Source organism: Paraburkholderia sp. FW306-2-2C-D06C, assembly GCF_058781505.1.
This window is the reverse complement of sequence record NZ_JBYSWU010000011.1, coordinates 96,872-120,236: the sequence shown is the minus strand read 5'-3', so window position 1 is coordinate 120,236 and position 23,365 is coordinate 96,872. Positions and strand designations below refer to the sequence as shown.

The 23,365-nt window shown below is 63.5% G+C and carries 22 protein-coding genes and 2 pseudogenes; 10 read left to right on the top strand and 14 right to left on the bottom strand.

What is annotated here, in order from left to right; all coding sequences use genetic code 11:
- The first annotated feature begins 41 nt into the window (after positions 1-41).
- The gene (hisC, locus tag AC3WLT_RS11135; RefSeq protein WP_492591929.1) at positions 42-1,121 is read left to right on the top strand and encodes a histidinol-phosphate transaminase; all 1,080 of its coding nucleotides are present in this window, start codon (positions 42-44) and stop codon (positions 1,119-1,121) included.
- Positions 1,122-1,193: 72 nt separating this feature from the next.
- On the opposite strand, the gene AC3WLT_RS11130 is transcribed toward hisC, so the two are convergent.
- From AC3WLT_RS11130 to rsmD, 3 genes are all read right to left on the bottom strand, one after another.
- Complete coding sequence (locus AC3WLT_RS11130; protein ID WP_064266587.1) at positions 1,194-1,451, bottom strand: YfhL family 4Fe-4S dicluster ferredoxin; 258 nt, start codon at positions 1,449-1,451, stop codon at positions 1,194-1,196.
- 63 nt (positions 1,452-1,514) lie between these two features.
- Entirely contained in the window at positions 1,515-2,030 is a 516-nt protein-coding gene (gene coaD, locus AC3WLT_RS11125; RefSeq protein WP_492591928.1) for a pantetheine-phosphate adenylyltransferase, read from the bottom strand.
- 112 nt (positions 2,031-2,142) lie between these two features.
- Positions 2,143-2,757, bottom strand: a complete 615-nt coding sequence (gene rsmD, locus AC3WLT_RS11120; RefSeq protein ID WP_492591927.1) for a 16S rRNA (guanine(966)-N(2))-methyltransferase RsmD — start codon at positions 2,755-2,757, stop codon at positions 2,143-2,145.
- A 241-nt stretch (positions 2,758-2,998) separates the two neighbouring features.
- Between rsmD and ftsY the strand changes: the two genes are divergently transcribed.
- Entirely contained in the window at positions 2,999-4,132 is a 1,134-nt protein-coding gene (gene ftsY / locus AC3WLT_RS11115) for a signal recognition particle-docking protein FtsY (RefSeq protein WP_492591926.1), read from the top strand.
- Between the two features lie 73 nt (positions 4,133-4,205).
- On the opposite strand, the gene maiA is transcribed toward ftsY, so the two are convergent.
- Both maiA and AC3WLT_RS11105 read right to left on the bottom strand, forming a co-directional pair.
- A complete protein-coding gene (gene maiA, locus AC3WLT_RS11110; RefSeq protein ID WP_492591925.1) occupies positions 4,206-4,850 on the bottom strand; it encodes a maleylacetoacetate isomerase in 645 nt (214 codons plus the stop codon).
- Between the two features lie 24 nt (positions 4,851-4,874).
- A complete protein-coding gene (locus tag AC3WLT_RS11105) occupies positions 4,875-5,573 on the bottom strand; it encodes a fumarylacetoacetate hydrolase family protein (protein ID WP_492591924.1) in 699 nt (232 codons plus the stop codon).
- Between the two features lie 216 nt (positions 5,574-5,789).
- On the opposite strand from AC3WLT_RS11105, the gene ybiB reads away from it, so the two are divergent.
- Both ybiB and AC3WLT_RS11095 read left to right on the top strand, forming a co-directional pair.
- Positions 5,790-6,761 carry a DNA-binding protein YbiB gene (gene ybiB / locus AC3WLT_RS11100; RefSeq protein ID WP_492591923.1) on the top strand — a complete coding sequence of 324 codons (972 nt, stop codon included), beginning with the start codon at positions 5,790-5,792 and terminating at the stop codon, positions 6,759-6,761.
- 43 nt (positions 6,762-6,804) lie between these two features.
- Positions 6,805-7,194: pseudogene (locus AC3WLT_RS11095) on the top strand (beta/alpha barrel domain-containing protein); the annotation flags it as partial.
- A 25-nt stretch (positions 7,195-7,219) separates the two neighbouring features.
- Here AC3WLT_RS11095 and AC3WLT_RS11090 read toward each other — a convergent pair.
- Together AC3WLT_RS11090 and AC3WLT_RS11085 are read right to left on the bottom strand one after the other, a co-directional pair.
- Positions 7,220-7,603: a nuclear transport factor 2 family protein gene (locus AC3WLT_RS11090; protein ID WP_492591922.1), complete on the bottom strand. Its 384-nt coding sequence runs from the start codon at positions 7,601-7,603 to the stop codon at positions 7,220-7,222.
- A 43-nt stretch (positions 7,604-7,646) separates the two neighbouring features.
- Positions 7,647-8,210: an acyloxyacyl hydrolase gene (locus AC3WLT_RS11085; protein ID WP_492591921.1), complete on the bottom strand. Its 564-nt coding sequence runs from the start codon at positions 8,208-8,210 to the stop codon at positions 7,647-7,649.
- A 363-nt stretch (positions 8,211-8,573) separates the two neighbouring features.
- On the opposite strand from AC3WLT_RS11085, the gene rpoH reads away from it, so the two are divergent.
- From rpoH to cydX, 5 genes are all read left to right on the top strand, one after another.
- Positions 8,574-9,509, top strand: coding sequence for an RNA polymerase sigma factor RpoH (rpoH, locus tag AC3WLT_RS11080; RefSeq protein WP_492591920.1), 936 nt, complete (start codon positions 8,574-8,576; stop codon positions 9,507-9,509).
- Positions 9,510-9,871: 362 nt separating this feature from the next.
- Positions 9,872-10,132 carry a cytochrome oxidase putative small subunit CydP gene (gene cydP, locus AC3WLT_RS11075; protein WP_492591919.1) on the top strand — a complete coding sequence of 87 codons (261 nt, stop codon included), beginning with the start codon at positions 9,872-9,874 and terminating at the stop codon, positions 10,130-10,132.
- The gene (locus AC3WLT_RS11070; protein ID WP_492591918.1) at positions 10,122-11,714 is read left to right on the top strand and encodes a cytochrome ubiquinol oxidase subunit I; all 1,593 of its coding nucleotides are present in this window, start codon (positions 10,122-10,124) and stop codon (positions 11,712-11,714) included. The genes cydP and AC3WLT_RS11070 overlap by 11 nt, the downstream gene beginning before the upstream one ends.
- 37 nt (positions 11,715-11,751) lie before the next feature.
- A complete protein-coding gene (gene cydB / locus AC3WLT_RS11065) occupies positions 11,752-12,888 on the top strand; it encodes a cytochrome d ubiquinol oxidase subunit II (protein WP_492591917.1) in 1,137 nt (378 codons plus the stop codon).
- A gap of 27 nt (positions 12,889-12,915) precedes the next feature.
- Complete coding sequence (gene cydX / locus AC3WLT_RS11060; RefSeq protein WP_492591916.1) at positions 12,916-13,032, top strand: cytochrome bd-I oxidase subunit CydX; 117 nt, start codon at positions 12,916-12,918, stop codon at positions 13,030-13,032.
- A 149-nt stretch (positions 13,033-13,181) separates the two neighbouring features.
- Here cydX and nagE read toward each other — a convergent pair whose 3' ends face one another.
- The 5 genes from nagE to AC3WLT_RS11035 form a co-directional block, all read right to left on the bottom strand.
- A complete protein-coding gene (nagE, locus tag AC3WLT_RS11055; RefSeq protein ID WP_492591915.1) occupies positions 13,182-15,002 on the bottom strand; it encodes an N-acetylglucosamine-specific PTS transporter subunit IIBC in 1,821 nt (606 codons plus the stop codon).
- 85 nt (positions 15,003-15,087) lie between these two features.
- Positions 15,088-17,673 (bottom strand): phosphoenolpyruvate--protein phosphotransferase, encoded by a 2,586-nt coding sequence (gene ptsP / locus AC3WLT_RS11050; protein WP_492591914.1) that lies wholly within the window; start codon positions 17,671-17,673, stop codon positions 15,088-15,090.
- 12 nt (positions 17,674-17,685) lie between these two features.
- Complete coding sequence (locus AC3WLT_RS11045; protein ID WP_492591975.1) at positions 17,686-18,693, bottom strand: SIS domain-containing protein; 1,008 nt, start codon at positions 18,691-18,693, stop codon at positions 17,686-17,688.
- Positions 18,686-19,789, bottom strand: a complete 1,104-nt coding sequence (gene nagA / locus AC3WLT_RS11040; protein ID WP_492591913.1) for an N-acetylglucosamine-6-phosphate deacetylase — start codon at positions 19,787-19,789, stop codon at positions 18,686-18,688. The genes AC3WLT_RS11045 and nagA overlap by 8 nt, the downstream gene beginning before the upstream one ends.
- A 110-nt stretch (positions 19,790-19,899) precedes the next feature.
- The gene (locus tag AC3WLT_RS11035; protein ID WP_492591912.1) at positions 19,900-20,634 is read right to left on the bottom strand and encodes a GntR family transcriptional regulator; all 735 of its coding nucleotides are present in this window, start codon (positions 20,632-20,634) and stop codon (positions 19,900-19,902) included.
- 377 nt (positions 20,635-21,011) lie between these two features.
- Here AC3WLT_RS11035 and AC3WLT_RS11030 point away from each other — a divergent pair, with 377 nt between their 5' ends.
- Positions 21,012-21,938, top strand: a complete 927-nt coding sequence (locus tag AC3WLT_RS11030) for a bifunctional helix-turn-helix transcriptional regulator/GNAT family N-acetyltransferase (RefSeq protein ID WP_492591911.1) — start codon at positions 21,012-21,014, stop codon at positions 21,936-21,938.
- 110 nt (positions 21,939-22,048) lie between these two features.
- Here AC3WLT_RS11030 and AC3WLT_RS11025 read toward each other — a convergent pair whose 3' ends face one another.
- Both AC3WLT_RS11025 and AC3WLT_RS11020 read right to left on the bottom strand, forming a co-directional pair.
- Positions 22,049-22,861 (bottom strand): MetQ/NlpA family ABC transporter substrate-binding protein, encoded by an 813-nt coding sequence (locus AC3WLT_RS11025; RefSeq protein ID WP_492591910.1) that lies wholly within the window; start codon positions 22,859-22,861, stop codon positions 22,049-22,051.
- A 196-nt stretch (positions 22,862-23,057) separates the two neighbouring features.
- Positions 23,058-23,294, bottom strand: a pseudogene (locus AC3WLT_RS11020) (hypothetical protein); the annotation flags it as partial.
- Positions 23,295-23,365 lie beyond the last annotated feature (71 nt).

Sequence of the window (23,365 nt, the reverse complement as noted above, 5' to 3'; positions counted from 1 at the left end):
ATCCGCATCCGCTACCGTATTGCCACCGACAGGAGATTCGCTTGAGCCGCTATTGGAGTGACATCGTTCACCGTCTGACGCCGTATGTGCCGGGCGAACAGCCCGCGCTCGCGCGTCCGGTTAAGCTGAACACCAACGAGAATCCGTATCCGCCGTCGCCGCGCGTGGTCGAAGCGATCCAGCGGGAGCTGGGCGCTACAGGCGAATCGCTCAAGCGCTATCCCGATCCGACGGCGCGCAAGCTGCGCGAAACCGTCGCCGCGTATCACGGCATTCGTCCGGAGCAGGTCTTCGCGGGCAACGGTTCAGACGAAGTGCTGGCGCTCACCTTTCAGGCGTTGTTGAAGCACAACGAGCCGCTGCTGTTTCCGGACATCACGTACAGTTTCTATCCAACCTACGCGCGGCTTTTCGAAGTCGACTACCGGACTGTCGCGCTCGACGACACCTTCGCGATCAATGTCGACGATTACGCGGCGCCTAACGGCGGCGTACTGTTCCCGAATCCCAATGCGCCGACCGGACGTCCTCTGCCGCTCGCCGACATCGAGCGCCTCGTTGCCCGCAATACGGGTTCGGTCGTGGTGATCGACGAGGCCTATGTGGATTTCGGTGCCGAATCGGCCATCAAGCTGATTGACCGCTATGCGCATCTGCTGGTGATTCAAACGGTCTCGAAGTCGCGTTCGCTAGCCGGAATGCGTGTCGGCTTCGCGTTCGGCAATCCCGAGTTGATCGACGCGCTAAACCGCGTGAAGGACAGTTTCAATTCGTATCCGCTCGACCGGCTGGCGCAAGCGGCCGCTGCCGCCGCGTACGAGGACGATGCCTGGTTTCGCGCCAATTGCGCCAAAGTGATTGCGAGCCGCGAGCGGCTGGCTGCGGGGCTGACGGCGCTGGGCTTCGAGGTGGTGCCGTCAGCGGCGAATCTGCTGTTCGCGCGCCACAAGGGGTACGACGCGGCGACACTCACGGCACGGCTAAGGGAAAAGGAAATTTTCGTGCGCCACTTCAAGGCGGCGCGAATCGATCAGCATTTGCGGATCTCGGTCGGCACCGACGCCGAATCCGACATCCTGCTGAACGCATTGCGCGACATTTTCAGCGCTTACGTCGGGTAACAACACATCGCCCGAACAGAACGCGCGAAGGACGGCGCAAAAAACGCGGCGAGGCCAGCGCCTCGCCGTTCATCACGCACCCTTGGCGGCCTGCAGTGCGTGGTACTTCGCCATCAACCCCTCAGGCGTCTCAAGATGCTCCGGATCGCGCGGAATGCACTCCACCGGACACACCTGAATACACTGCGGCTCATCGAAATGGCCGACACACTCGGTGCATTTCTTCGGGTCGATCACATAGATTTCCGGGCCCATCGAAATCGCGTCGTTCGGGCACTCGGGCTCGCACACGTCGCAATTGATGCACTCGTCGGTAATCATCAAGGCCATACTTCTCTCACTTCGCACCGGCCGAAGCCGGCTTTGATCCGTCAAACCAGCAGTTTACGCCGGTTACGGTTGCGCCGCCGAAGCACCGTTGTTCTGATCCAGCGCAGCAACCTTTTCCGTCAGCCATTTTTCGACCGACGGGAACACGAATTTGCTGACGTCGCCGCCCAGTTGCGCGATTTCGCGCACGATCGTGCCCGAGATGAACTGGTATTGATCGGAAGGCGTCATGAACATGGTTTCGACGTCCGGCAGCAAATAACGATTCATGCCGGCCATCTGGAACTCATATTCGAAGTCCGAGACGGCACGCAGGCCACGCACGATCACCCGCGCGTTGTTGCTGCGTACGAAATCCTTTAGCAGTCCCTTGAAGCTCATCACCTGAACGTTCGGGTAGTGGCCAAGCACTTCATGGGCAATGTCGAGGCGCTCTTCGAGCGTGAAGAACGGCTTTTTGTTGCGGCTGTCGGCAACGCCTACCACCAGCGTGTCGAAAATGCTCGACGCGCGTCGAACGAGGTCTTCGTGACCGCGCGTCAGCGGGTCGAAGGTGCCCGGGTACACGGCGACTACCATGAGACTTCTCCTCTCTTCAGACAAATGGGCACGTCAAAGCGTCCACGTGACGCATTTGGCACCGACCGCGCACGTGACGGCAGACCGTCCGGCGCTTGTTTTGGAACGCGCATTATTCCTTATTTTCGCGCTGCAGCAAATGAAAGTGGACAGCTCCGGCTTTGCCTTGCCGCACGATCTGCCAGCCGGCGAGCGTCTCGTTCTCGACGAGCTCGAGCGCGGCGCCGGCTTCGACATACAGAAAGCCCCCCGCGCTCAACAGCGGCACGGCCAGCGCGAGCGCCTTGTCGAGCAGATCGTCGCCGAACGGCGGATCGAGGAATACCACGTCGAACGATCCGGGTGCGAGGCTTGCTGCGAGCCGTAAACCGTCTGCCTCAGCGATTTCGATCATGCGCGCCGACAGACGCTCCTGGTTCGCGCGCAGCTGGCTGGCGGCCCGCGCATTGCGCTCGACCATCAACACCCGTGCCGCGCCGCGCGAGGCCGCCTCGAAGCCCAGCGCGCCGCTGCCGGCGAACAGATCGAGGCAGCGCTGGCCATCCAGACGTTGGCCAAGCCAGTTGAACAGCGTTTCGCGCACGCGGTCGGGCGTGGGCCGCAGGCCGTCGAGATCGAGCACGGGTAGCGGCGTGCGCTTCCAGTCGCCGCCGATGATACGGATGGCGCGCGCTTTGCCGCCTTTGGATGAAGCGCCGTGGGCGCGTGAAGATGCGGAACGGGGCATGCAGTTTCGATTACGTAGGAAAGGCGCCCGTCACGCCGATGCGAGCGGGCTGGAGCGCCAACGTTACCACAGGGGCGCGCCGCGTCCAGCCTGTCCGTTCGGCCGATACGACGGGCAGCGGCGCGCCTGATAAAATGTGCGGCTTCCAGCGCCTTGCATCCCGCATCGCAACGCTGCCTGCCGCTCCTGCCGGTTTCGTGCCGGCTGCGCGCATCGGCGCGCGCTCTCACCACGCCAGATCATGTTCAGCTTTTTCAAACGATTCAAGGGTTCGAAAGAGTCCGATAACGCGCCAGACGAATCGCAGACGCCTCCGGAAGCCCTGGCGCCCGAGGCACCCATAGAGACGCCGGCTGCCCCGGTTCGCATCGAGGTGCAGCCGCCGGCCGCTCCATCGGCAAACGAGCCGCAGGCCGCTGAGGCCGAGCTGGAAACCGTCGAAATCGTTCCGCCGCCGCTGCAGGACGCGGGCGCGAAGCGTTCCTGGCTCACGCGCCTGAAAACCGGCCTGTCGAAAACCAGTTCGAGCCTGACCGGTATTTTCGTCGGCACGAAGATCGACGAGGATTTGTACGAGGAACTGGAAACCGCGCTGCTGATGTCCGATGCGGGCGTCGACGCCACCGAATTCCTGCTCGAATCGCTGCGTGAGAAAGTGCGCACCGAGCGTCTCACCGACCCGCAACAGGTCAAAGCGGCGCTGCGCACGCTGCTGATCGACCTGCTCGAGCCGCTGGAAAAATCGCTGATGCTCGGCCGCGCGCAACCGCTCGTGATGATGATCGCCGGCGTCAACGGCGCAGGCAAAACCACCAGCATCGGCAAGCTCGCCAAGCATCTGCAAAGCTTCGATCAATCGGTGCTGCTGGCCGCGGGCGACACCTTCCGCGCCGCCGCGCGCGAGCAGCTGGCGATCTGGGGCCAGCGCAACAATGTGACGGTGGTGTCGCAGGAAAGCGGCGATCCGGCCGCGGTGATCTTCGACGCGGTCGGCGCAGCGCGTGCGCGCAAGATCGACGTGCTGATGGCCGACACCGCCGGCCGTCTGCCGACCCAACTGCATCTGATGGAAGAACTGCGCAAGGTGAAGCGCGTGATCGGCAAGGCGCAAGACGGCGCGCCGCACGAAGTGCTGCTGGTGATCGACGCGAACACCGGTCAGAACGCGCTCGCACAGGTGAAGGCTTTCGACGACGCGCTCGGCCTCACCGGCCTGATCGTGACCAAGCTCGACGGCACGGCGAAGGGCGGCATTCTTGCGGCGATCGCACGGCAACGTCCGATCCCGGTGTACTTCATCGGCGTCGGCGAAACGGTCGAGGATTTGCAGCCGTTCAGCGCGGAAGAGTTTTCGGACGCCTTGCTGGGCGGTTGAGCGCACATGCCGCTCGCAGCGAAATAGCAAAAAGGGCGCTCAGTGGAGCGCCCTTCTTATTCAAACCGCGGAATCATTCCGCGTCAGGCTGCACACCAGGCGCCGCACGCGCGAACGCATCGAGTTGCATCGCGTGATCGTAGATGCGTTGAATCGTCGGGAACCGCGCCGTGTCGACCTTGAAACGCTGCGCGTTGAAAACCTGCGGGATCAGACACGCGTCGGCCAGCGTCGGCTGATCGCCGAAACACATTTTGCCGGTGCGCGAATCGCCCGCCAGATGCGCTTCGAGTGTCGTAAAGCCCGCCTCGACCCAATGCCGGTACCACGCGTCCTTCGCATCGTCGTCCACACACAGCGTGTGCTTCAGGTACTTCAGCACGCGCAGGTTGTTCAGCGGATGAATCTCGCACGCGACCTGCAACGCCACCGAGCGCACATACGCGCGATCGACCGGCGCCGCCGGCAGCAACGGCGGCTCGGGATGCGTTTCTTCCAGATATTCGATGATCGCGAGCGACTGCGGTATCACCTCGTTACCGTCGACGAAGGTCGGCACGATGCCATCCACATTCACCTTGCGATACTCGGGCTTCAACTGCTCGCCGCCGTCGCGCACGAGATGCACCGGCACGTAGTCGTACGGCAGGTTCTTCAAGTTCAGCGCGATACGCACGCGATAAGACGCCGAGCTGCGGAAATAGCTGTAGAGCTTCATGTTGTGTGTCTCCTCCGCCCGTCTTCAGACTACCCGCACGCTGAACTCGCCGAGCCCGTCCACGCCGCCTTTCATCAGATCGCCCTGCACGACCGCGCCGACGCCTTCCGGCGTGCCGGTAAAAATCAGATCGCCCGGTTGCAGTTCAAACAGCGTCGACAGATACGCGACCGTCTCGCCCACCGACCAGATCAGTTGCGACACGTCCGAGCTTTGCTTTTCCTCGCCGTTCACCGATAACCAGATTGCGCCCTTGCCGACATGTCCGACGGTCGTCACCGGATGAATCGGACCGATCGGCGCCGAGTGATCGAAGCTCTTTGCGGTATCCCACGGACGACCCAGCTTCTTCGCCTCGGCCTGCAAATCGCGGCGCGTCATGTCGAGCCCCAGCGCATAGCCGTAGACGTGGTCGAGCGCGCTTTCAGCGGGAATGTTCTTGCCGCCCTTGCCGATCGCCGCCACCAGTTCCATCTCGAAGTGCACGTTATTCGATTGCGACGGATAGGGGAATTCGCCGGTTGCGCCAGGTGCGACGTACAGCACGGCATCGGCCGGCTTGGTGAAGAAGAACGGCGGTTCGCGGTCGGGATCATGCCCCATCTCACGCGCGTGCGCCTCGTAGTTACGGCCCACACAATAGATGCGGCGTACCGCGAACTGTTCGCTGGCCCCCGCGACCGGCACCGCGACCACCGGTGCGGGTGAAAATACGTAACTCATCCCGTTCTCCGTCTTTTGAATTGTGCCGCCAGCGCGGCGATAAAGCACCGAGTTTAACGCGCACGAAAGTACGGCGCGCATTGACGCGCACGGCCGGCGGCACCGGCGCATCGTCTCGCGGGACCGCCATAGATGCGATACTCACACTGAATCTCGTCCTTTGAATACCTTGGCCAACCGCTTACGGCGGCACGCCACCACGTCCCACTGCGCCCGATGACCGACTCTGCCACCGCCACTTCCGCCTTTCCCTGCGCCCGTTTCATCAAGGAAATCGGCCGCGGCCCGAACGGCGCCCGCGCGCTGAGCGCCGAAGATACCCGCGCGCTCTACGACGCCATGCTCGACGGCCGCGTGTCCGACCTCGAACTCGGCGCGGTGCTGCTCGCCTATCGCGTGAAGGGCGAAACAGCCGACGAACTCGCCGCGATGCTGGCCGGCGCGCACGCGTCGTTCGAACCGGTTCATCTGCCACACGGCGCGTTCCGGCCTGTCTCGATCCCGACCTACAACGGCGCGCGCAAGCAACCGAATCTCGTGCCGTTGCTGGCGTTGCTGCTGGCGCGCGAGGGCGTGCCGGTGCTGCTGCATGGCGTCACCGAAGATCCGGGCCGCGTGACAAGCGCGGAAATCTTCACGCATCTGGACATCCCCCACGCGCAAAACCACGCCGATATCGAAGACAGCCTCGCGCAGCGGCGTCTCGCGTTCGCACCGATCGGCGTGCTTGCACCGAAGCTCGCGCGGCTCCTCGCGCTGCGCCGCCGCATGGGCGTGCGCAATTCGACGCACACGCTCGTAAAAATCCTGCAGCCGTTCACCCCCGCCGGCCTGCGGCTCGTGAACTACACCCATCCGCCGTATCGGGACAGTCTCACGCAACTCTTCAACACGCATCCGGACGCCGCGGCAGGCGGCGCCCTGCTCGCGCGCGGCACCGAAGGCGAAGCGGTGGCCGACACGCGGCGTCAGGTGCAGGTCGACTGGCTGCACGACGGCATCTGCGAAACGCGCGTGCCGCACGAGCGTTCATCGCCCGGCGCGCCCGAGGTCGACTTGCCCGAAGCACGCGACGCGCCAACCACGGCCGCGTGGATCAGCGCCGTGCTGCGCGGCGAGGCTCCGGTGCCGAGCGCGATTTCACGGCAAGTCGAACTGATTGCGGACGTCGCGAAAACGCCCGTGTGACGGGCGTTGCATGGCCACGACGCGGTTTTTACCGCGGCGCTCGCTGCTGGTGGCGATCGGCTTCAAAGAAATCGACGTCGGCTTTCCGTCGGCTTCGCAAACCGTCTTCGATTTCGTGCGCAAGCTGATCGACGAACAGCGTATTCCCGACGACGTGACGATCGAAGTATTCGTGCCGTCGCGCGCCGGGCTGATCGCACGGCCCGGCACCCACTGGACGTTCCAGTACTCGCCGGAAACCTTCAACATGGCCGAACTCACGTTCGCGCGCGAAGTGTGCGACGCGGTTGCACAGACGTGGCGGCCCACGCGCGATCACAAGATGATCGTCAACCTGCCCGCAAGCATAGAAACGACGACGCCGAACGTGTTCGCCGATCAGATCGAATGGATGGACCGCAATCTCGGCTACCGCGACAGCATCGTGCTGTCGGCGAAACGAGGCGGGCTCACAAGGCTCACTCGATCGCGCAACGCGTCGCCTGCCAGGCAATCAGGCGCCATTGCCCGTCTTCCTGTGTATGAATCGCCGTGTACGCGATCGGAAACAGCAACGCCCCGTTGTTCGCTTCCATCTCGATCAACGCCCGCCCGGTCACGACGCAGGTCTCTCGCCCTACCGGCAGCACGTCTTGCGACTGCACCTCGATCTGCCGATAGCGACGGCGTCCCGCTGTAATGCCGTCGATGAACTGCCGCTTCGTTTCACGCTTGCCGTTCGTATGGACATAGCTCACGTTTTCCGCGAGCAGCGTATCGAGCGACGGCCCGTCGCCGTCGACCATCGCACGAAAGCGCTCGCGCTCGAGCCCGCGAATCGCTTCGATCAATTTTGCCGCCATTGCTCAGCCCCTCGCACCGATGAGCCGGACGTGGCCACCGTCGTCAGAAGTTACATTGCAAATATAGCTGGCTGAAATTTATACCAGGATTGGGCTCTTTGATACCGCCGTTGGAAATATGCTGGAACCGGTAGCCCGCCTGATACTGCTGGTGACTGCCGAATTGCACGCCGACGCCCGCCATGTCGGCGAACTGGAACGCCGTCCCGAGGGTGAGCGACGTAGAAATTCTGGGACTCGACAGCAACCGGATGCCGGCACCCGCTTCAATATAAGGGCGGATCGACCCCGAACCCTTGATGAAACGGATGATCGGCGTCACGCCGATTTCGCCGATGTCGTCGTGGACGTTCCCTTCGTTCGTATGCCACCAGGCCACGTGCGCCTCGCCGATCAGCGAGAAATGCCAATCGCCGATTTGCCACCACGTCAGATTCGGATCCCAGACGAAACCGAGATCGAATTTTTTGATGTGGTGACCCGCCACGCCCGCAGCAACTTGCACTCCGAACTGATCGGCCGCGGCCAATCCCGATACCCCAAGCAACACAGCCGCCGAAGCGCCTTTTAGAGCCAGACCACGCAAAGCATTCTTCTTGTTCTTCATCGAACACCCGAACTATGGTCGAACGTTGATCATCTTTAACGGTTTTGCCTATTCTAAATTTAAACCAGATCCGGCGCTCCATATGAAGAAATCGAAATTTTCGCAATTAGTCACTTCATTTTTAGAAAATATCGGTCACTTATAAGTATGAAGGCGGTTTGTCAGGTAAATCATACGGCTTACACATCGCTGGCAACAGGAGCGTATGATGGCTATTGAAACTTAAACTTCAATAGCGAAAGACGGAACTTGGATGACCCTACACCCTCTAAGTGTTAGCACTCAGGAAATCAGAGTGCTAACATCCAACGCTGGAGTCGATCTCTGACCACGCTTTTGTCTGATTCCAAAGGAGTTTCCTACGTGAGCCATGCAATGACCCTTCCGAATACTCTGAGCCCGTTGTCGGCTAAGGCCGCTTCGGCAGGTGCACTGGCGCTCTCGCATTCCTCGCTGCTGCCCGGTCAACTGGGCAATATCGACGCCTACATCCAGGCCGTAAATCGGATTCCGATGCTGACGCCGGCGGAAGAACGCCAGTTCGCCACCGAATTTCGCGAGCAGGACAATCTCGAGTCCGCGCGCCGTCTCGTCCTGTCGCACCTGCGGCTGGTCGTATCGATCGCGCGCAACTATCTCGGTTATGGCCTGCCGCACGCCGACCTGATCCAGGAAGGCAATATCGGCCTGATGAAGGCCGTGAAGCGCTTCGACCCGGAGCAGAACGTGCGCCTCGTGTCGTACGCGATGCACTGGATCAAGGCCGAGATCCACGAATACATTCTGCGCAACTGGCGCATGGTGAAGGTGGCCACCACCAAAGCGCAGCGCAAGCTGTTCTTCAACTTGCGCAGCCACAAACAGGGCTTGGGCGCATTCACGCCGGATGAGATCGAAGGTCTCGCCAAAGAGCTGAACGTGAAGCGTGAAGAAGTGGCCGAGATGGAAACGCGGCTCTCCGGCGGCGACATCGCACTGGAAGGTCAGGTCGAAGACGGTGAAGAGTCGTACGCGCCGATCGCCTATCTGGCCGACTCGCATAGCGAGCCGACCGCCATGCTGGCTTCGCGTCAGCGCGACAAGCTGCAAAGCGACGGCATCGCCGGCGCGCTCGAATCGCTGGACGCCCGTAGCCGCCGCATCATCGAGGCACGCTGGCTGCATGTGGAAGACGACGGCTCGGGTGGCTCGACGCTGCACGAACTGGCCGACGAATTTGGCGTGTCGGCCGAACGTATTCGCCAGATCGAGGCAAGCGCCATGAAGAAAATGCGCAGCGCGCTGGCGGAATATGCGTAACCCTTAAAGAGATCCAGAACGCCGGCTTGCCCGGCGCGCTATTGGGTCACTGAGCCCTGCCCTCGCAAGACGGCAGGGCTTTTTTCTATCCGGGCGCCGATGCGCCGGGCGCCGATGCGCTCGCGCATCTCCGCACCAGTGTCGCACTCAATCAGGAACGCGCTCAGCCGGCGCGCATTCCTTGACGTATCTCAAGTCACCTTGCAATACTCTCCAAAGGGGGCAAGCTTCGCGACCCAATGCCGCAGCGCTGAACTCACGCGCACAAGGTCACTGCTCCTAGAATCGGGATGCACTCGCCGGACCGCAATGCGGCCTGGTTCCAGCCGGACTCACCGGCGTGAAGTCGTCTTCGACCGATCATGACCCTAGCCCTCAATCGCAATAACGCTCACCGGCCAGGCTTGCGCAAGCGCCTCGCCGCCTGGGTGCGCGGTCCAACGCTGGCGCGGGATATCGCCATCGTCCTCGCCATCAAGCTCGCACTGCTGATGGCGCTCAAATACACGTTCTTCAACCATCCGCAGGCGGAGCATATGTCGCTGCCGCCTGAGCAAGTCGCGCAGGCGTTGCTGTCTGTGCCTGTCTCGCATCCGTCCCAAGGTGATCCCCATGCCCGTTAGCGAAGTCGTAGAACTGTCGCGCCTCCAGTTCGCCATTACGGCGCTTTATCACTTTCTGTTCGTGCCGCTCACGCTCGGCCTGTCCTGGCTGCTCGTCATCATGGAGTCGGTCTATGTGATGACCGGCAAGCAGATCTACAAGGACATGACCCAGTTCTGGGGCAAGCTGTTCGGCATCAACTTTGCGATGGGCGTCACGACCGGCCTCACGCTGGAATTTCAGTTCGGCACGAATTGGTCGTACTACTCACATTACGTCGGCGACATTTTTGGCGTGCCGCTGGCAGTGGAAGGCCTGATGGCATTCTTCCTCGAGTCGACCTTCGTCGGGCTGTTCTTCTTCGGCTGGAAGCGGCTCTCGAAAGTGCAACACGTGATCGTCACATTCCTCGTCGCGCTCGGTTCGAACCTGTCCGCGCTGTGGATTCTGGTGGCCAACGGCTGGATGAACAATCCGGTCGGCGCAGAATTCAACTACCAGACGATGCGCATGGAACTCGACAGCATCTTTTCCGTGCTCTTCAATCCGGTCGCGCAGGTCAAGTTCGTGCACACCGTATCGGCCGGTTATGTGACGGCGTCGATGTTCGTGCTCGGCGTGTCGTCGTGGTATCTGCTCAAGCGCCGCGATACCGAATTCGCGTTGCGCTCGTTCGCGATCGCCGCGGGTTTCGGCCTGGCGTCGACGCTGTGCGTGATCGTGCTCGGCGACGAGTCCGGCTACCGTACCGGCGAAGTTCAGCAAGTGAAGCTGGCCGCGATCGAATCCGAGTGGGAGACGGCGCCCGCGCCCGCACCGTTCACGATCTTCGGCATTCCGAACCAGAAGGGAGAGCGCACCGACTACGCCATCCGGATTCCGTACGCGCTCGGCCTCATCGCAACGCGTTCGATCGACGAACCGGTGCTCGGCCTGAAAGATTTGATGGCGCAGAACGAGGTACGCATCAAGAACGGCATGCTGGCCTACGCCGCGCTGCAAAAACTGAAGCAAGGCGACGCCACCGACGAAGCGAAAGCCGCCTTCGACGCGCACAAAAAGGACCTCGGCTACGGCCTGATGCTCAAGCAGTTCACCGCGAACGTCACCGATGCAACGCCTGATCAGATCGTAGAGGCCGCCAGGAAGACGATCCCGCCGGTGGCGCCCGTGTTCTTCTCGTTCCGCCTGATGGTCGGCCTCGGCATTCTGTTCCTCGCGACCTTCGTGCTGGCGTTCTGGTTCTGCGCGCAGCGCTCGCTGCTGCTGGATAAGCGCCGCTGGTTCCTGCGCTGGGCCGTGTGGGCAATTCCGCTGCCGTGGCTCGCGGCTGAATTCGGCTGGATCGTCGCGGAGGTGGGCCGTCAACCGTGGACCATCGCCGGCATTCTGCCGACCGCGCTGTCCGCGTCGAGCCTGACGCCGACCGACCTGTATCTGAGTATCGCCGGCTTCGTGGTGTTCTACACGGTGCTGTTCATCATCGAAATCATGCTGATGTTCAAGTACGCGCGGCTCGGGCCCTCGTCGTTGTATACGGGCCGCTATCACCACGAACAACAGCCGCTGAATCAGCCGCTGCCGTCCAACACGGCCGCATGAATCGCCGCCACGCCGTCTTAAGGGAAAAATCATCATCATGGATTACGCAACCCTCAAACTGATCTGGTGGGTGCTGATCGGCGTACTGCTGATCGGCTTCGCGCTCACCGACGGCTTCGACATGGGCGCGGCGATTCTGCTGCCGTTCATCGGCAAGACCGACGCCGAGCGGCGCATCGTCGTGAACACGGTCGGCGCGACGTGGGAAGGCAATCAGGTGTGGTTCATCACGGCGGGCGGCGCGATGTTCGCCGCGTGGCCGCTGGTGTACGCCGCATCGTTCTCCGGCTTTTACTTTGCGATGCTGCTGGTGCTGTTCTCGCTGTTCTTCCGGCCGGTCGGCTTCGACTACCGCAGCAAACGCGAAGACCCGCGCTGGCGCAACGCATGGGACTGGGCGCTGTTCGTCGGCGGCTTCGTGCCGGCGCTGGTGTTCGGCGTCGCGTTCGGCAACCTGCTGCAAGGCGTGCCGTTCTCGTTCGACACCGATCTGCGCGTCACGTACCACGGCAGCTTCTTCGCGCTGCTCAATCCATTTGCGGTGTTGTGCGGGCTCGTCAGCGTGTCGATGCTGGCCGCCCACGGCGCGGCCTTCGTGAAGATGAAGGCGGACGGCATCGTCGCACAGCGCGCGTCCACGGCGCTGCGGATCGCCTCACTGGTCGGCGTGGTGCTGTTTCTGATTGCCGGCGCACTGATCGCGACGATGATCGGCGGCTACCAGATCGTCAACGCCGCGCCGCTCGACACCGTCGCCAATCCGCTCCTGAAAAACGTGCTCGGCGCACCGGGCTTGTGGCTCACCAACTACGCGACCTATCCGTGGATGATGACCGCACCGGTAGCGGGTGTGGTGGGCGGCGTGCTGGCATTGCTGCTGGCGCGCTCGCGCTTCGAAAAGAGCGCCTTCCTGTCGACCTCGCTGATGATCATCGGCGTGATTCTGACGGCTGGCTTCTCGATGTTCCCGTTCATCATGCCCTCTTCGCTCGACGGCCGCAGCAGCCTGACGGTGTGGGATTCGACCTCGAGTCAGATGACGCTGCAGATCATGCTGATCGCCGTGATCATCTTCCTGCCGATCATCCTGCTCTATACGAGCTGGGTGTATCGCGTGTTGCGCGGCAAGGTGACCGCCGCGGCGCTCGAAGAAAATCACCATTCGATGTATTGATCCGGAAACGATTAACAGGAGTTTGCGATGTGGTATTTCAGCTGGATTCTCGGCATTGGCGTGGCGTTGGCGTTCGGCGTCATCAACGTGATGTGGCTCGAATCGCGCCGGCCATTGGAAGCGGGCAAGCATAAGACGCGTTGACGCATCCTGTGACGGACACGCTGCCGTCGACGCTGCCGGTAAACGCAAAAGCGGCACCTTGCTTCCAAGGTACCGCTTTTTTATTGCCGCGCTTTTTATTGCCGCATTGCCGGCGATGAAGCGACTCAGCGCGCTCCATCACCCCTGTATCACACCGGCAGAGGTGTCGTCCCGCCAGCCACTAGCAGACGCGTTGCCAGTTGTGCGGCGTAGCGTTGCGCGGCGTCGCCAACGACGATGTGGAAGGTATCCGCCGAGACCCATGCGGTATCGAGCGTAGCCAGACGCTGACGATCGAGCGCCGACGGATCGCGCACCACGACACGCAGACGCGTCGCCGCCACGGCGTCCAGCGACACCACGTTGCCCGCGCCGCCGAACACGGCGAGCCAGCGCAGCGGATCGGGGTCGAGCGGACCGCCTCGAGCGCTCGTTGCCGCCGCCGCGGGCGCCGCCGAGGCAGCCGAGGCAGCCGGTGCAGCCGAGGCAGCCGGTGCAGCCGGTGCAGCAGGCGCAACAGCAGCAGCAGCCGGCTTCACGGGCTCACCGCCACCTTGCGCGATCACGGTGCGAATCTCGTCGGCGATGATGTCGGCTTCCGGCCCAATGATCACCTGCACATTGGTCGAGCCGCGCTTGAGCACACCGCGCGCACCGAGCGTCTTCAGATCGCTTTCCGAGACCTTGTCCGAATCGACCACCGACAGACGCAGCCGCGTCGTGCAGGCATCCACCAGCGACAGATTCGACGCGCCGCCCAGCGCAGCGATATAACGCTGCGCGCGCGGCACGGCCGCACCGGCAGCCGGCGAGACGTAGCCACCAGCGGTGAACGACTCCACCTGTTCATCGGCGGCAGCGGGTTCGCGGCCCGGTGTCGCCATGTTGAATTTGCGGATGAAGAAGCGGAACAGACCGTAGTACGCCACCGCATACGCGAGGCCGAGCGGAATCGCCCACCAGCCCTTGGTCGACAGGCCGTAGTTCAGCACGTAGTCGATCGCGCCCGCGGAGAACGTGAAGCCGAGGTGAATCCCGAGCGCCGAGCAGATCGCGAGCGACAGACCGGTCAGCAACGCGTGGAACACATACAGCACCGGCGCGAGGAACATGAAGCTGAATTCGATCGGCTCGGTCACGCCCGTCAGGAACGACGTGAGGGCCATCGAGAACAGCAGGCCGCCGACCACCGCGCGGCGATCCTTCGGTGCTTCATGGAACATCGCCAGACACGCGGCCGGCAGGCCGAACATCATGACCGGGAAGAAACCCGTCATGAACGTGCCCGCGGTCGGGTCACCGGCGAAGAAGCGATGCAGGTCGCCCGTCACAGCGGCGCCGCCCGCCGGCGTGAACGTGCCGAACACGAACCACGTCAGCGAATTCAGGATGTGATGCAGACCCGTGACGAGCAGCAAGCGGTTCAGCACGCCGAACACGAATGCACCGATCGCGCCGGCGGTCGTCAGCCAGTGTCCGGCGAGGTCGATGGCGGCCTGCACAGGCTGCCAGACATAGCCGAGCACGATGCCTATCGCCAGACATGCGACGCCCGTGACAATCGGCACGAAGCGTTTCCCGCCGAAGAACGCGAGGTAGTCCGGCAGCTTGATGTCCTTGTACCTGTTGTACAGCAAGCCCGCGACGATACCTGCCACGATCCCGGACAACACGCCCATGTTGAGCTTGTCGTTGATGTCCTTCATCACCGCGATTTCGATCAGGTAACCGATCGCGCCCGCGAGCGCTGCCACGCCGTTGTTGTCCTTCGCGAACCCGACCGCCACGCCGATCGCGAACAGGAGCGGCAGGTTGTCGAAGATCGCGCCGCCGGCGTCGGCGATCATCTTGATGTTGAACACATCGGGCTGGCCGAGGCGCAGCAGCAGGCCGGCAACCGGCAGCACCGCGATCGGCAGCATCAGCGCGCGTCCAAGGCGCTGCACCTTCAGAAACGGATTCCCATCCATCGATACCTCCAATCCTTTGTCTCGTCGTTGAGTTTTGTAGCTGTACGTGATGATTGAGCGAAGCTGGTTGCGGACCGTGTGGGGTTCAGTCCAGAGGCCAGGTTTCGCGGCTCACTGCTCTTACCGCCTGTGCCGACTCGAGCGCCAGCGCATCCTGCGCGCGTTGACGGCACAGCTGATAATCGAGATTGCGCACCCGCGCCTTGATGCCCGGCACCGACACCGGATCCACCGAAAGTTCGGTCACGCCGAGGCCGACCAGCAGCGGCATCGCAAGCGGATCGCCCGCCAGTGCGCCGCAGACGCCGACCCATTTGCCATGCTTGCCGGCGCCCTGCACGGTTGCCGCGATCAGCCTCAGCACCGCCGGATGCAAGCCGTCGGCCTGCGCGGCGAGATCGGCCTGGCAGCGGTCCATGGCGAGCGTGTATTGCGTCAGATCGTTGGTGCCGATCGACAGGAAGTCCGCGTGTCGCGAGAGTTGATCGGCGAGCAAGGCCGCCGACGGCACTTCGATCATCACGCCGACTTCGATCGGCTCGGTACGGCCCAACTCGCGGGCGAAGTCGTCGATACGTTTGCGCAGGCGGATCAGCTCGCCGACATCGGTCACCATCGGCAGCAGGATGCGCACGGCGCCGAACGGCTTGACCGACAGCAGACCGCGCAACTGGTCGTCGAGCAGGTCCGGGCGCACTTGTGCGAGGCGGATGCCGCGCAGGCCGAGCGCCGGATTCGGTTCGGGCGGCAGCGTCAGGTAATCGACTTCCTTGTCCGCGCCGACGTCGAGCGTGCGGATGATCGCGGTGCGGCCATTCAATGCGTCGACGATTGCCTGGTAGCTCTGACGATGTTCGTCGGTGGTCGGCGCCTGCGCGCGGTGGATGAACAGCAGTTCGGTACGCAGCAGGCCGACGGAATCGGCGCCGTTGTCGACTGCGGTTTTCGCGTCGTCGAGCGTGGCGATGTTGGCGGCGACTTCGATCGCGCGGCCGTCGGAAGTGACGGCAGCCTGTTGCGAAGTGCGGCGGTTCGCTTCACGCACGCCGGCGAGGCGGTTGCGCTCGAGACGCGCACGTTCGACGTCGAGTTCGGTCGGCGCGAATTCCAGACGGCCGTTGGTGGCGTTCACCACCACTTGCGTACCCTCGGGAATCGCGTGCAACGCATCGCCGACTGCGACCAGCGCGGGGATGCCCGCTTGACGCGCGAGAATCGCCGCATGCGAAGTCGCGCCGCCGCGCGCCATCACCAGCGCGGTGACGCGCGAGCGATCCAGCGAGGACAGATCCGACGGCGTGAATTCTTCGGCCGCCAGGACGGCTTCTTCCGGCAACGTGCGCGCTGCGGCGTTCGTATAGCCCAGCGCACGCAGGACGCGCTTTTCGATGTCGCGCAGGTCGGCGGCACGCTCGGCGAGCAACGCGTCTTCGATATTCGTCAGGATGCCGATCTGTGCGCGGATCGTGTCGCGCCATGCGAAGCCGGCGCTCTTGCCCAGGCTGATCAGATCGCGTGCGGCATCGAGCAAGGTGGGGTCCTCGAGCAGCACGCGATGCACCGCGAAAATACCCGCTTCGCCGACCGCGCCGCGTTGCGACGCGTCGCGCACGGTGGTGCCCAGCTCGGCATCGACGGTGGCGATCGCCTTATCGAGCAGACGGCTTTCCGCCGCCGACGTGCCCTTCGCTTGTTCCGGCGGATCGATATCCGCGTCGTCCCAACGCACCAGCTTGCCGACCGCGACGCCCGGCGCCGCGCACACGCCCGCGAGCGTATTCGGCGCGAGCGGTTCGCCCACAGCGTGCGCGACGGGTTGCGGCGCCGGCGAGATTTGGCGTGCGGGCTGCTCCTCGACTTCGCCCTGCGCTTCACGCGTCAGTTCGCGGGCGATTGCTTCGACAGCCTCGGCCGCTTGCGGGCCGACGCCGAGCAACTCGACGGTCGCGCCCTCACCCGCACCCAGACCGAGCAGACCGACCACGCTCCCGATCGCCGCCTTGCGTCCTTCATAGCGCACTTCGACGCGCGCATCGAAACCGCGCGCCGCTTCACGAGCACGCGCGGCCGGCCGCGCGTGCAAACCGCCGGCGTGGAGCAGCGTGATCTGCTGACGCGCTTCTTCGGTGACGTGGGTCGCCTCACGCGATGCCTGCGCGGCCGCACCGGCGCGAGCACGCAGGACCAGCAGCGGCGTTTCGCCTGCTTTGAGCATGCCGCTTTCGACACGCTCGACAATCTCGAACGCCTCCGAATTGGCGATCGCGATCACCGACACGAGACTCGGCGCATTCAGCGCGACCTGGTCCTGATCGAATTCGATCAACACGTCGCCGGCGCGCACGTGAGCGCCTTGCGCGACCATCGGCGCAAAACCCTTGCCGTTCAGCTTGACCGTATCGATACCGATATGCAGCAAAATCTCCGCGCCTTCGGCGGTGGCCAGCGTCACGGCGTGACCGGTACGCGCGAGATGGGTGACGGTGCCGTCGTATGGCGCGACGAGCCGGCCCTCGAGCGGATCGACGCCGATGCCGTCGCCGAACATCCCACCCGAGAACACTGGGTCGGGTACGTTCGCCAGCAGCACGACCGGACCGGTCATCGGCGCGAGCAAAACAATATGGCCTTCAGAATGGCTCATCAAGCGGGACTCCTCGACACGTCGCATCTGATTTCTCGATCAGTGAGTTTCGGTGACTTTGTTGAGATGGCGCGGCGCATCGGGATTGCGCCCGCGCGCGGCGGCAAGGCCGGCGGCCATCACATAAAAGGACAGGATCGCGGCGATCGGGTCGAGCGCCGCATGAGCGGTGGCGGCAAGCGGCAAGCTTGCTTCGGGCACGTCGTCCGGAGCGGCCAGCAGCACGCGGGCGCCGCGCGCCCGCATGTCGCGCGCGAGTTGCAGCAAGCCGGCCTGTTCCGGTCCGCGCGGTGCGAAGACCAGCAGCGGATAGTCGCGGTCGATCAGTTCCATCGGACCATGCCGCACTTCCGCGCTCGAAAACGCTTCCGCCTGGATGCCGGAGGTTTCCTTCAATTTCAGCGCGGCTTCCTGCGCGATCGCGAGACCCAGGCCGCGGCCGATCACGATCATGCGTTCGATGTCGCGCAATTCGTCGATCGCTTTCGGCCAGTCGAGCTTGCCGGCCGCGTGCAACGCATCGGGCAAGGTGCGCAGCGCGCCGAGCAGCGCTTCGTCGCGCTGCCAGTGCGCGACGAGTTGCGCGGAAATCGACAGCATCGCGATGTAGCTCTTGGTGGCCGCGACGCTCAGCTCGGGACCGGCGACGAGCGGCAGATGCCACTCGCACGCATCGGCCAACGGCGAGCTAGGCGCATTCACCGCGGCCACGGTCAACGCACCGGCATTGCGCAGCGCTTCCATCGTGCCGACCAGATCGGGACTCTTGCCTGACTGGGAAAACGCCAGCGCGAGCTGACCGCGCACCTGCAGCGGCGCTTGCTGGAGTGTCGCGACCGACATCGGCAGCGAAGCGACCGGCACGCCGATACGGCTCATCGTCAGGCTTGCGAAGTAACTCGCCGCATGGTCCGAACTGCCGCGCGCGATCGTCAGCGCGACATGGCGCGGCTCATCCGCGAGCGCGGCCGCCAATGCCTCGACGCGCGAAGTATCCGTGAGTTGCGCGGCGACCGTTTCGGCGGACGCCAGCGCTTCGTTAAGCATATTCGACAATCGATTCTCCTTCGACGTAAGTCGCGCTCAACGCCAGTTCGCGGTCGAATACGACCACATCGGCCCACGCGCCGCGCACGATGCGGCCACGGTCTTCGACGCCGAGGTAGTCGGCGGCATAGCGCGACAAACGGTTCGACACATCGGCGATCGGCAAGCCGATCGACACAAGATTGCGCAGCGCCTGATCCATCGTCAGGGTGCTGCCGGCGAGTGTGCCGTCGGCAAGACGCACGCCGCCGAGACACTTCGTCACGTGCTGGCTGCCGAGGCGGTATTCGCCGTCCGGCATGCCGGTGGCCGAGGTGCTGTCCGTGACGACGTACAGACGCGGAATCGCGCGCAACGCAGCGCGGATCGCCCCCGGATGGACGTGCAGCAAATCGGGAATGATTTCGGCGAACTCGGCGTGCGCGAGCGCCGCACCGACGAGGCCGGGATTACGGTGATGCAGCGGCGACATCGCGTTGAACAGATGCGTGAAGCCGCAGGCGCCGTGTTTCAGTGCGGCGACCGCGTCGTCGTACGTGCCGAGCGAATGGCCGAGCTGCACGCGCACGCCGCGCGCCGCCATCTCGGAGATGATCTCCATGTGGCCGGCGATTTCAGGCGCCAGCGTGACCACGCGAATCGGCGCGATCGACAGATACTTCAGCACTTCGTCCATCACCGCCGAAACGGCAGCGTCCGGTTGCGCGCCAAGCTTGCCGGGATTGATGTAAGGCCCTTCAAGATGCACGCCGAGCACGCGCGAACCGCCCGGCGTGCGGACCCGCGCCACGTCGCCGAGGCCCGCGACCACGCGCATCAACTCGTCGCGCGGCGCGGTCATGGTGGTGGCGAGCAGGCTGGTCGTGCCGTAGCGCGCGTGCGTGCGGGTAATGGTTTCGATTGCATCGCCGTCTTCCATCACGTCGGCGCCGCCGCCGCCGTGCACGTGCAGATCGATGAAGCCAGGCAGGATGTACGGCGCGTCGTTCGTCGACGGATCGACGCGGTCGCCGGTCAGCGCCGTGATGCGGCCGTTTTCGTATTCGAGCGTGCCGTGAATCCACCCATCGGTGGTGAGTATGTTTCCGGTCAGCATGAGTCTCTCTGGTGAGGCGTAATGCAGGTTGCGACTGAATCGCGCTGTCTGGCGCCGCACATAGCGGCTGGCCGCGCGGACCGCTCAGGTGCGCAATTCAGGTGCGCAAATCATGTGCGCAATTCAGCGACAAAATCGTAGTAATCGTCGCGGCAATAGGTGTCGGTCAGTTCGATCGCTCGCTGTTCGGCGCTATAGCCGATACGGGTAATGACCAGCAACGCCGAACGCGGTTCGATGTCCATCAGCGCGGCGATCTCGCTCGATGCGTTGACCGCGCGAAAGTGCTGCAACGCGCGCACGACGGCGGCACCGCGTTGTTCGAGATAGCTGTAAAGCGACACGCCGATCGCCAGCGGGTCGGGCACGACGGCCACCGGCAACGCGGAATGTTCGACCGCCATCACGATGCCGTCCGCACGCCGCAGACGCCGCAGACTCGCCACCGCCGTGCCGGGCGACAGGCCGAGGTGCACCAGCTCGTCACGGTTGGCGGCGCGGATATCGCGCTCGAGCCACACCGAATCCGGCCGGAAACCGCGTTGCTGCATTTTCTTCGTGAAGCCGGTGAGCCGCGACAGCGGGTCTTCGACGCGCGGCGTGATGAAGCTGCCCGCGCCGCGTGCACGCCGGATCAGCCCTTGTTCGACCAGCAGTTCGATCGCCTTGCGCGCGGTGATGCGCGACACGCCGATCGCATCCGACAGCGTGCGCTCCGAAGGCAGTGCTTCACCCGCCGACCACACGCCGCAGTGGATCGCCGTCGCCAGATTGCGCGCGAGCTGCAAATAAAACGGCGTGACGTTGCGGGCGTCAGGCATCAGTGCGGACCAGCGAGTTTCCATGGGGCTCCGGCGGTCGTCTTGAAGAGTGCGGCCTACGAAAATGAGAGCCCATTATATAACCAACATAATACCAGTCAATCGATTGGTCCCATGCTGGTTCGTATCCGCGGAAAGCCTTGTCGGTACGGCGTTAGAAGGCGGTTAAGGGGCTTTGGAACGCGGGTTTCGGGGATCAGGATTTACCCGTATTCGCAATAGCGGAAAGCGTCGGAGCGGTTCGCACTGGTTCTTGTCCCAAATGCCAGAAATCCCTGGGAATCGATACCTTTCTGATACCAGTTTGACGCGCCCCCCCTTGCCGGAGCGACTTTTTTAATGGCAAGCGTTCCAATATAGTGCTGTGTACCAAGCCAGTAAAAATTCCCGGGGAGCCGCATTTGACAGATTCCGAGGCGCTGCGGCGTGCTCAGGCCGTCCGCCATTTCAATCGCTTCTACACGCAGCACATTGGTGCGCTGCACGAGCATTTGCAAAAGAGCGCCTTCTCGCTGACGGAAGTGCGCGTACTGCACGAGCTATCCCGCGGACGTGCCCAGACCGCCTCGGTGCTGGGGCGCAATCTCGGACTCGACAGCGGTTATCTGAGCCGCCTTCTGACCAGCTTCGAACGACGCAACCTGATTACGCGACGACCGTCCGACACGGACGCGCGCCAGTCGCTGATCGCCCTCACCGAGGGCGGTCACGCCGCGTATGCACCGCTCGATACGGCGGCCATCGAGGAGGTCTCGGCGGTGCTGAACGGCCTCAGCGCGCTCTCCCAGGAGCAGCTGATCGCGGCGATGAAGCTGATCGAGCGGCTGCTCGACGGCGGGCCAAAACACGAACTCGTGATCCTGCGCCAGCCGCGCGCGGGCGAGTGCGGCTGGCTCGTGCATCGTCAGGCGCAGTGGTTCGCCGCGGAATACGGCTGGGACCAATCGTTCGAAGGCTTGCTTGCGCGCGTCGTCGCAGATTATTCGCAACGTCAGGATCCGCTGCGCGAGATGTGCTGGATCGCCGACCAGGACGGCATGGTGATCGGCTCGGTGTGCATCGTCGGCGTGTCGACGACGGTAGCGGCCGTGCGGCTCCTGTGGGTCGAGCCGGACGTGCAGCGTCTGGGCGTCGGCACGCAGCTGATGAGCGAATGCGTGCGGTTCGCGAGGCGCGCGGGTTACACCAAGCTCACGCTGACCACCGCGAGTACGCTCAAGGAACCGCGGCGGCTATGCGAGCGCGCCGGTTTTCAGCTGGCAGGCACGAGCGCGGAGCGGCGTTTCGGCAAGGATCTGACGATCGAGCGATGGGAGTTGGCGTTGTAGCCTCGGGCTCGCCGGGGCGCAACCGCACGGACGCACGACGGTTCGGACGAAAAAAACGCCACAGTTTCCCGTGGCGTTTTTACTTTGCGGTACCGGTTGCGCGCAGTTGCTTAGAACGACGGCACCACCGAACCCTTGAACTGCGTCTTGATGAACTGACGGACGTCTTCCGACTGGTAGGCCGCGACCAGCTTCCTGACCCACGGCTTGTCCTTGTCCTGCGCGCGCACGGCGATCAGGTTCGCGTACGGGCTGCGGATGTCTTCGAGCGCGATCGCGTCTTTGGTCGGCTGCAGACCAGCGGCCAAAGCGAAATTCGTGTTGATCGCCGCGGCGTCGACGTCCGACAGCGAGCGCGGCAGTTGCGCGGCGTCGAGTTCGACCAGCTTGATCTTCTTCGGATTGTCCTCGACATCCAGCGCCGTTGCGTTATTGCCGTTGGTGCCCGCGCCGGCCTTCAGCTTGAGCACGCCTTGCGCCTGCAACAGCAGCAGCGCGCGATTCTCGTTCGACGGATCGTTCGGCACCGCGACCTTCGCGCCCTGCGGCAGGTCCTTCAGCGACTTCAGCTTCTTCGAATAGATGCCGAGCGGCGAGATATACGTGAGGCCGGCGTTGACGATCTTGTAGCCGCGCTGCTTGATCTGGCTGTCGAGGTACGGCTGATGCTGGAAGCTGTTGGCGTCGAGATCGCCCGCGTCGAGTGCGGCGTTCGGTTGCACGTAGTCGTTGAACTCGACGACCTTCACGTTCAGGCCTTCGCGCTTCGCGACCTTGGTGACGACTTCCCAGATTTGCGCATCCGGGCCGCCGATGGTCCCGACCTTGACGGCCTTGTCGTCGGCGTGCGCGCCGAAGCTGGTGACGATCGCCGCGCCGGCGACCACTGCGGAGAGGGCTTTGAGGATGTTTCTGCGCTGCATATGATTCTCGCTTTCTTCTGATCGATGTCAGATTCGGGTGGAAGCCGGCGGCGAGCGCCTTGTGGACGCGCCGCCAACTGGACCGCAAATGGTCTCATACGTCTGGCGAGATGGGAAATATCACAATCGCATATGGTTATGCACTGCATCGGCGCGGGCGGCATTCGCTGCGCTGCGACTGCCGCCGATCGCTGCGTCACGCAACGGCGCCGTTCACGCGGAACTCGCTCACCGTGTCACGCAGACGCCCCGCCTGATCCTGCAACGAAGCCGCCGCAGCCGCCGCCTGCTCGACCAGCGCCGCATTCTGCTGCGTCACTTCATCCATCTGCGTGACTGCGCGGCCGACCTGCGAAATGCCGCTGCTCTGCTCTTCCGACGCCGCGGCGATCTCGCCCATGATGTCGGTGACGCGCTGCACCGCCGTGCACACGCGTTGAGCCCGCGCAACAAATCGTCCGCTGGTCGATAATTGAAGGCCATTGGCCGCGAGCACAGGCGGCC

What these genes read in the sequence shown, in the direction of transcription:
- AC3WLT_RS11035 (WP_492591912.1), bottom strand. Translation starts at nt 20,634, where the DNA reads ATGGAAACTCGCTGGTCCGCACTGATGCCTGACGCCCGCAACGTCACG.
- ftsY (WP_492591926.1), top strand. Translation starts at nt 2,999, where the DNA reads ATGTTCAGCTTTTTCAAACGATTCAAGGGTTCGAAAGAGTCCGATAAC.
- nagA (WP_492591913.1), bottom strand. Translation starts at nt 19,789, where the DNA reads ATGCTGACCGGAAACATACTCACCACCGATGGGTGGATTCACGGCACG.
- ybiB (WP_492591923.1), top strand. Translation starts at nt 5,790, where the DNA reads ATGACCGACTCTGCCACCGCCACTTCCGCCTTTCCCTGCGCCCGTTTC.
- cydB (WP_492591917.1), top strand. Translation starts at nt 11,752, where the DNA reads ATGGATTACGCAACCCTCAAACTGATCTGGTGGGTGCTGATCGGCGTA.
- AC3WLT_RS11025 (WP_492591910.1), bottom strand. Translation starts at nt 22,861, where the DNA reads ATGCAGCGCAGAAACATCCTCAAAGCCCTCTCCGCAGTGGTCGCCGGC.
- ptsP (WP_492591914.1), bottom strand. Translation starts at nt 17,673, where the DNA reads ATGCGACGTGTCGAGGAGTCCCGCTTGATGAGCCATTCTGAAGGCCAT.
- AC3WLT_RS11045 (WP_492591975.1), bottom strand. Translation starts at nt 18,693, where the DNA reads ATGCTTAACGAAGCGCTGGCGTCCGCCGAAACGGTCGCCGCGCAACTC.
- AC3WLT_RS11105 (WP_492591924.1), bottom strand. Translation starts at nt 5,573, where the DNA reads ATGAGTTACGTATTTTCACCCGCACCGGTGGTCGCGGTGCCGGTCGCG.
- cydP (WP_492591919.1), top strand. Translation starts at nt 9,872, where the DNA reads ATGACCCTAGCCCTCAATCGCAATAACGCTCACCGGCCAGGCTTGCGC.
- maiA (WP_492591925.1), bottom strand. Translation starts at nt 4,850, where the DNA reads ATGAAGCTCTACAGCTATTTCCGCAGCTCGGCGTCTTATCGCGTGCGT.
- AC3WLT_RS11070 (WP_492591918.1), top strand. Translation starts at nt 10,122, where the DNA reads ATGCCCGTTAGCGAAGTCGTAGAACTGTCGCGCCTCCAGTTCGCCATT.
- AC3WLT_RS11130 (WP_064266587.1), bottom strand. Translation starts at nt 1,451, where the DNA reads ATGGCCTTGATGATTACCGACGAGTGCATCAATTGCGACGTGTGCGAG.
- rsmD (WP_492591927.1), bottom strand. Translation starts at nt 2,757, where the DNA reads ATGCCCCGTTCCGCATCTTCACGCGCCCACGGCGCTTCATCCAAAGGC.
- AC3WLT_RS11090 (WP_492591922.1), bottom strand. Translation starts at nt 7,603, where the DNA reads ATGGCGGCAAAATTGATCGAAGCGATTCGCGGGCTCGAGCGCGAGCGC.
- cydX (WP_492591916.1), top strand. Translation starts at nt 12,916, where the DNA reads ATGTGGTATTTCAGCTGGATTCTCGGCATTGGCGTGGCGTTGGCGTTC.
- nagE (WP_492591915.1), bottom strand. Translation starts at nt 15,002, where the DNA reads ATGGATGGGAATCCGTTTCTGAAGGTGCAGCGCCTTGGACGCGCGCTG.
- AC3WLT_RS11085 (WP_492591921.1), bottom strand. Translation starts at nt 8,210, where the DNA reads ATGAAGAACAAGAAGAATGCTTTGCGTGGTCTGGCTCTAAAAGGCGCT.
- coaD (WP_492591928.1), bottom strand. Translation starts at nt 2,030, where the DNA reads ATGGTAGTCGCCGTGTACCCGGGCACCTTCGACCCGCTGACGCGCGGT.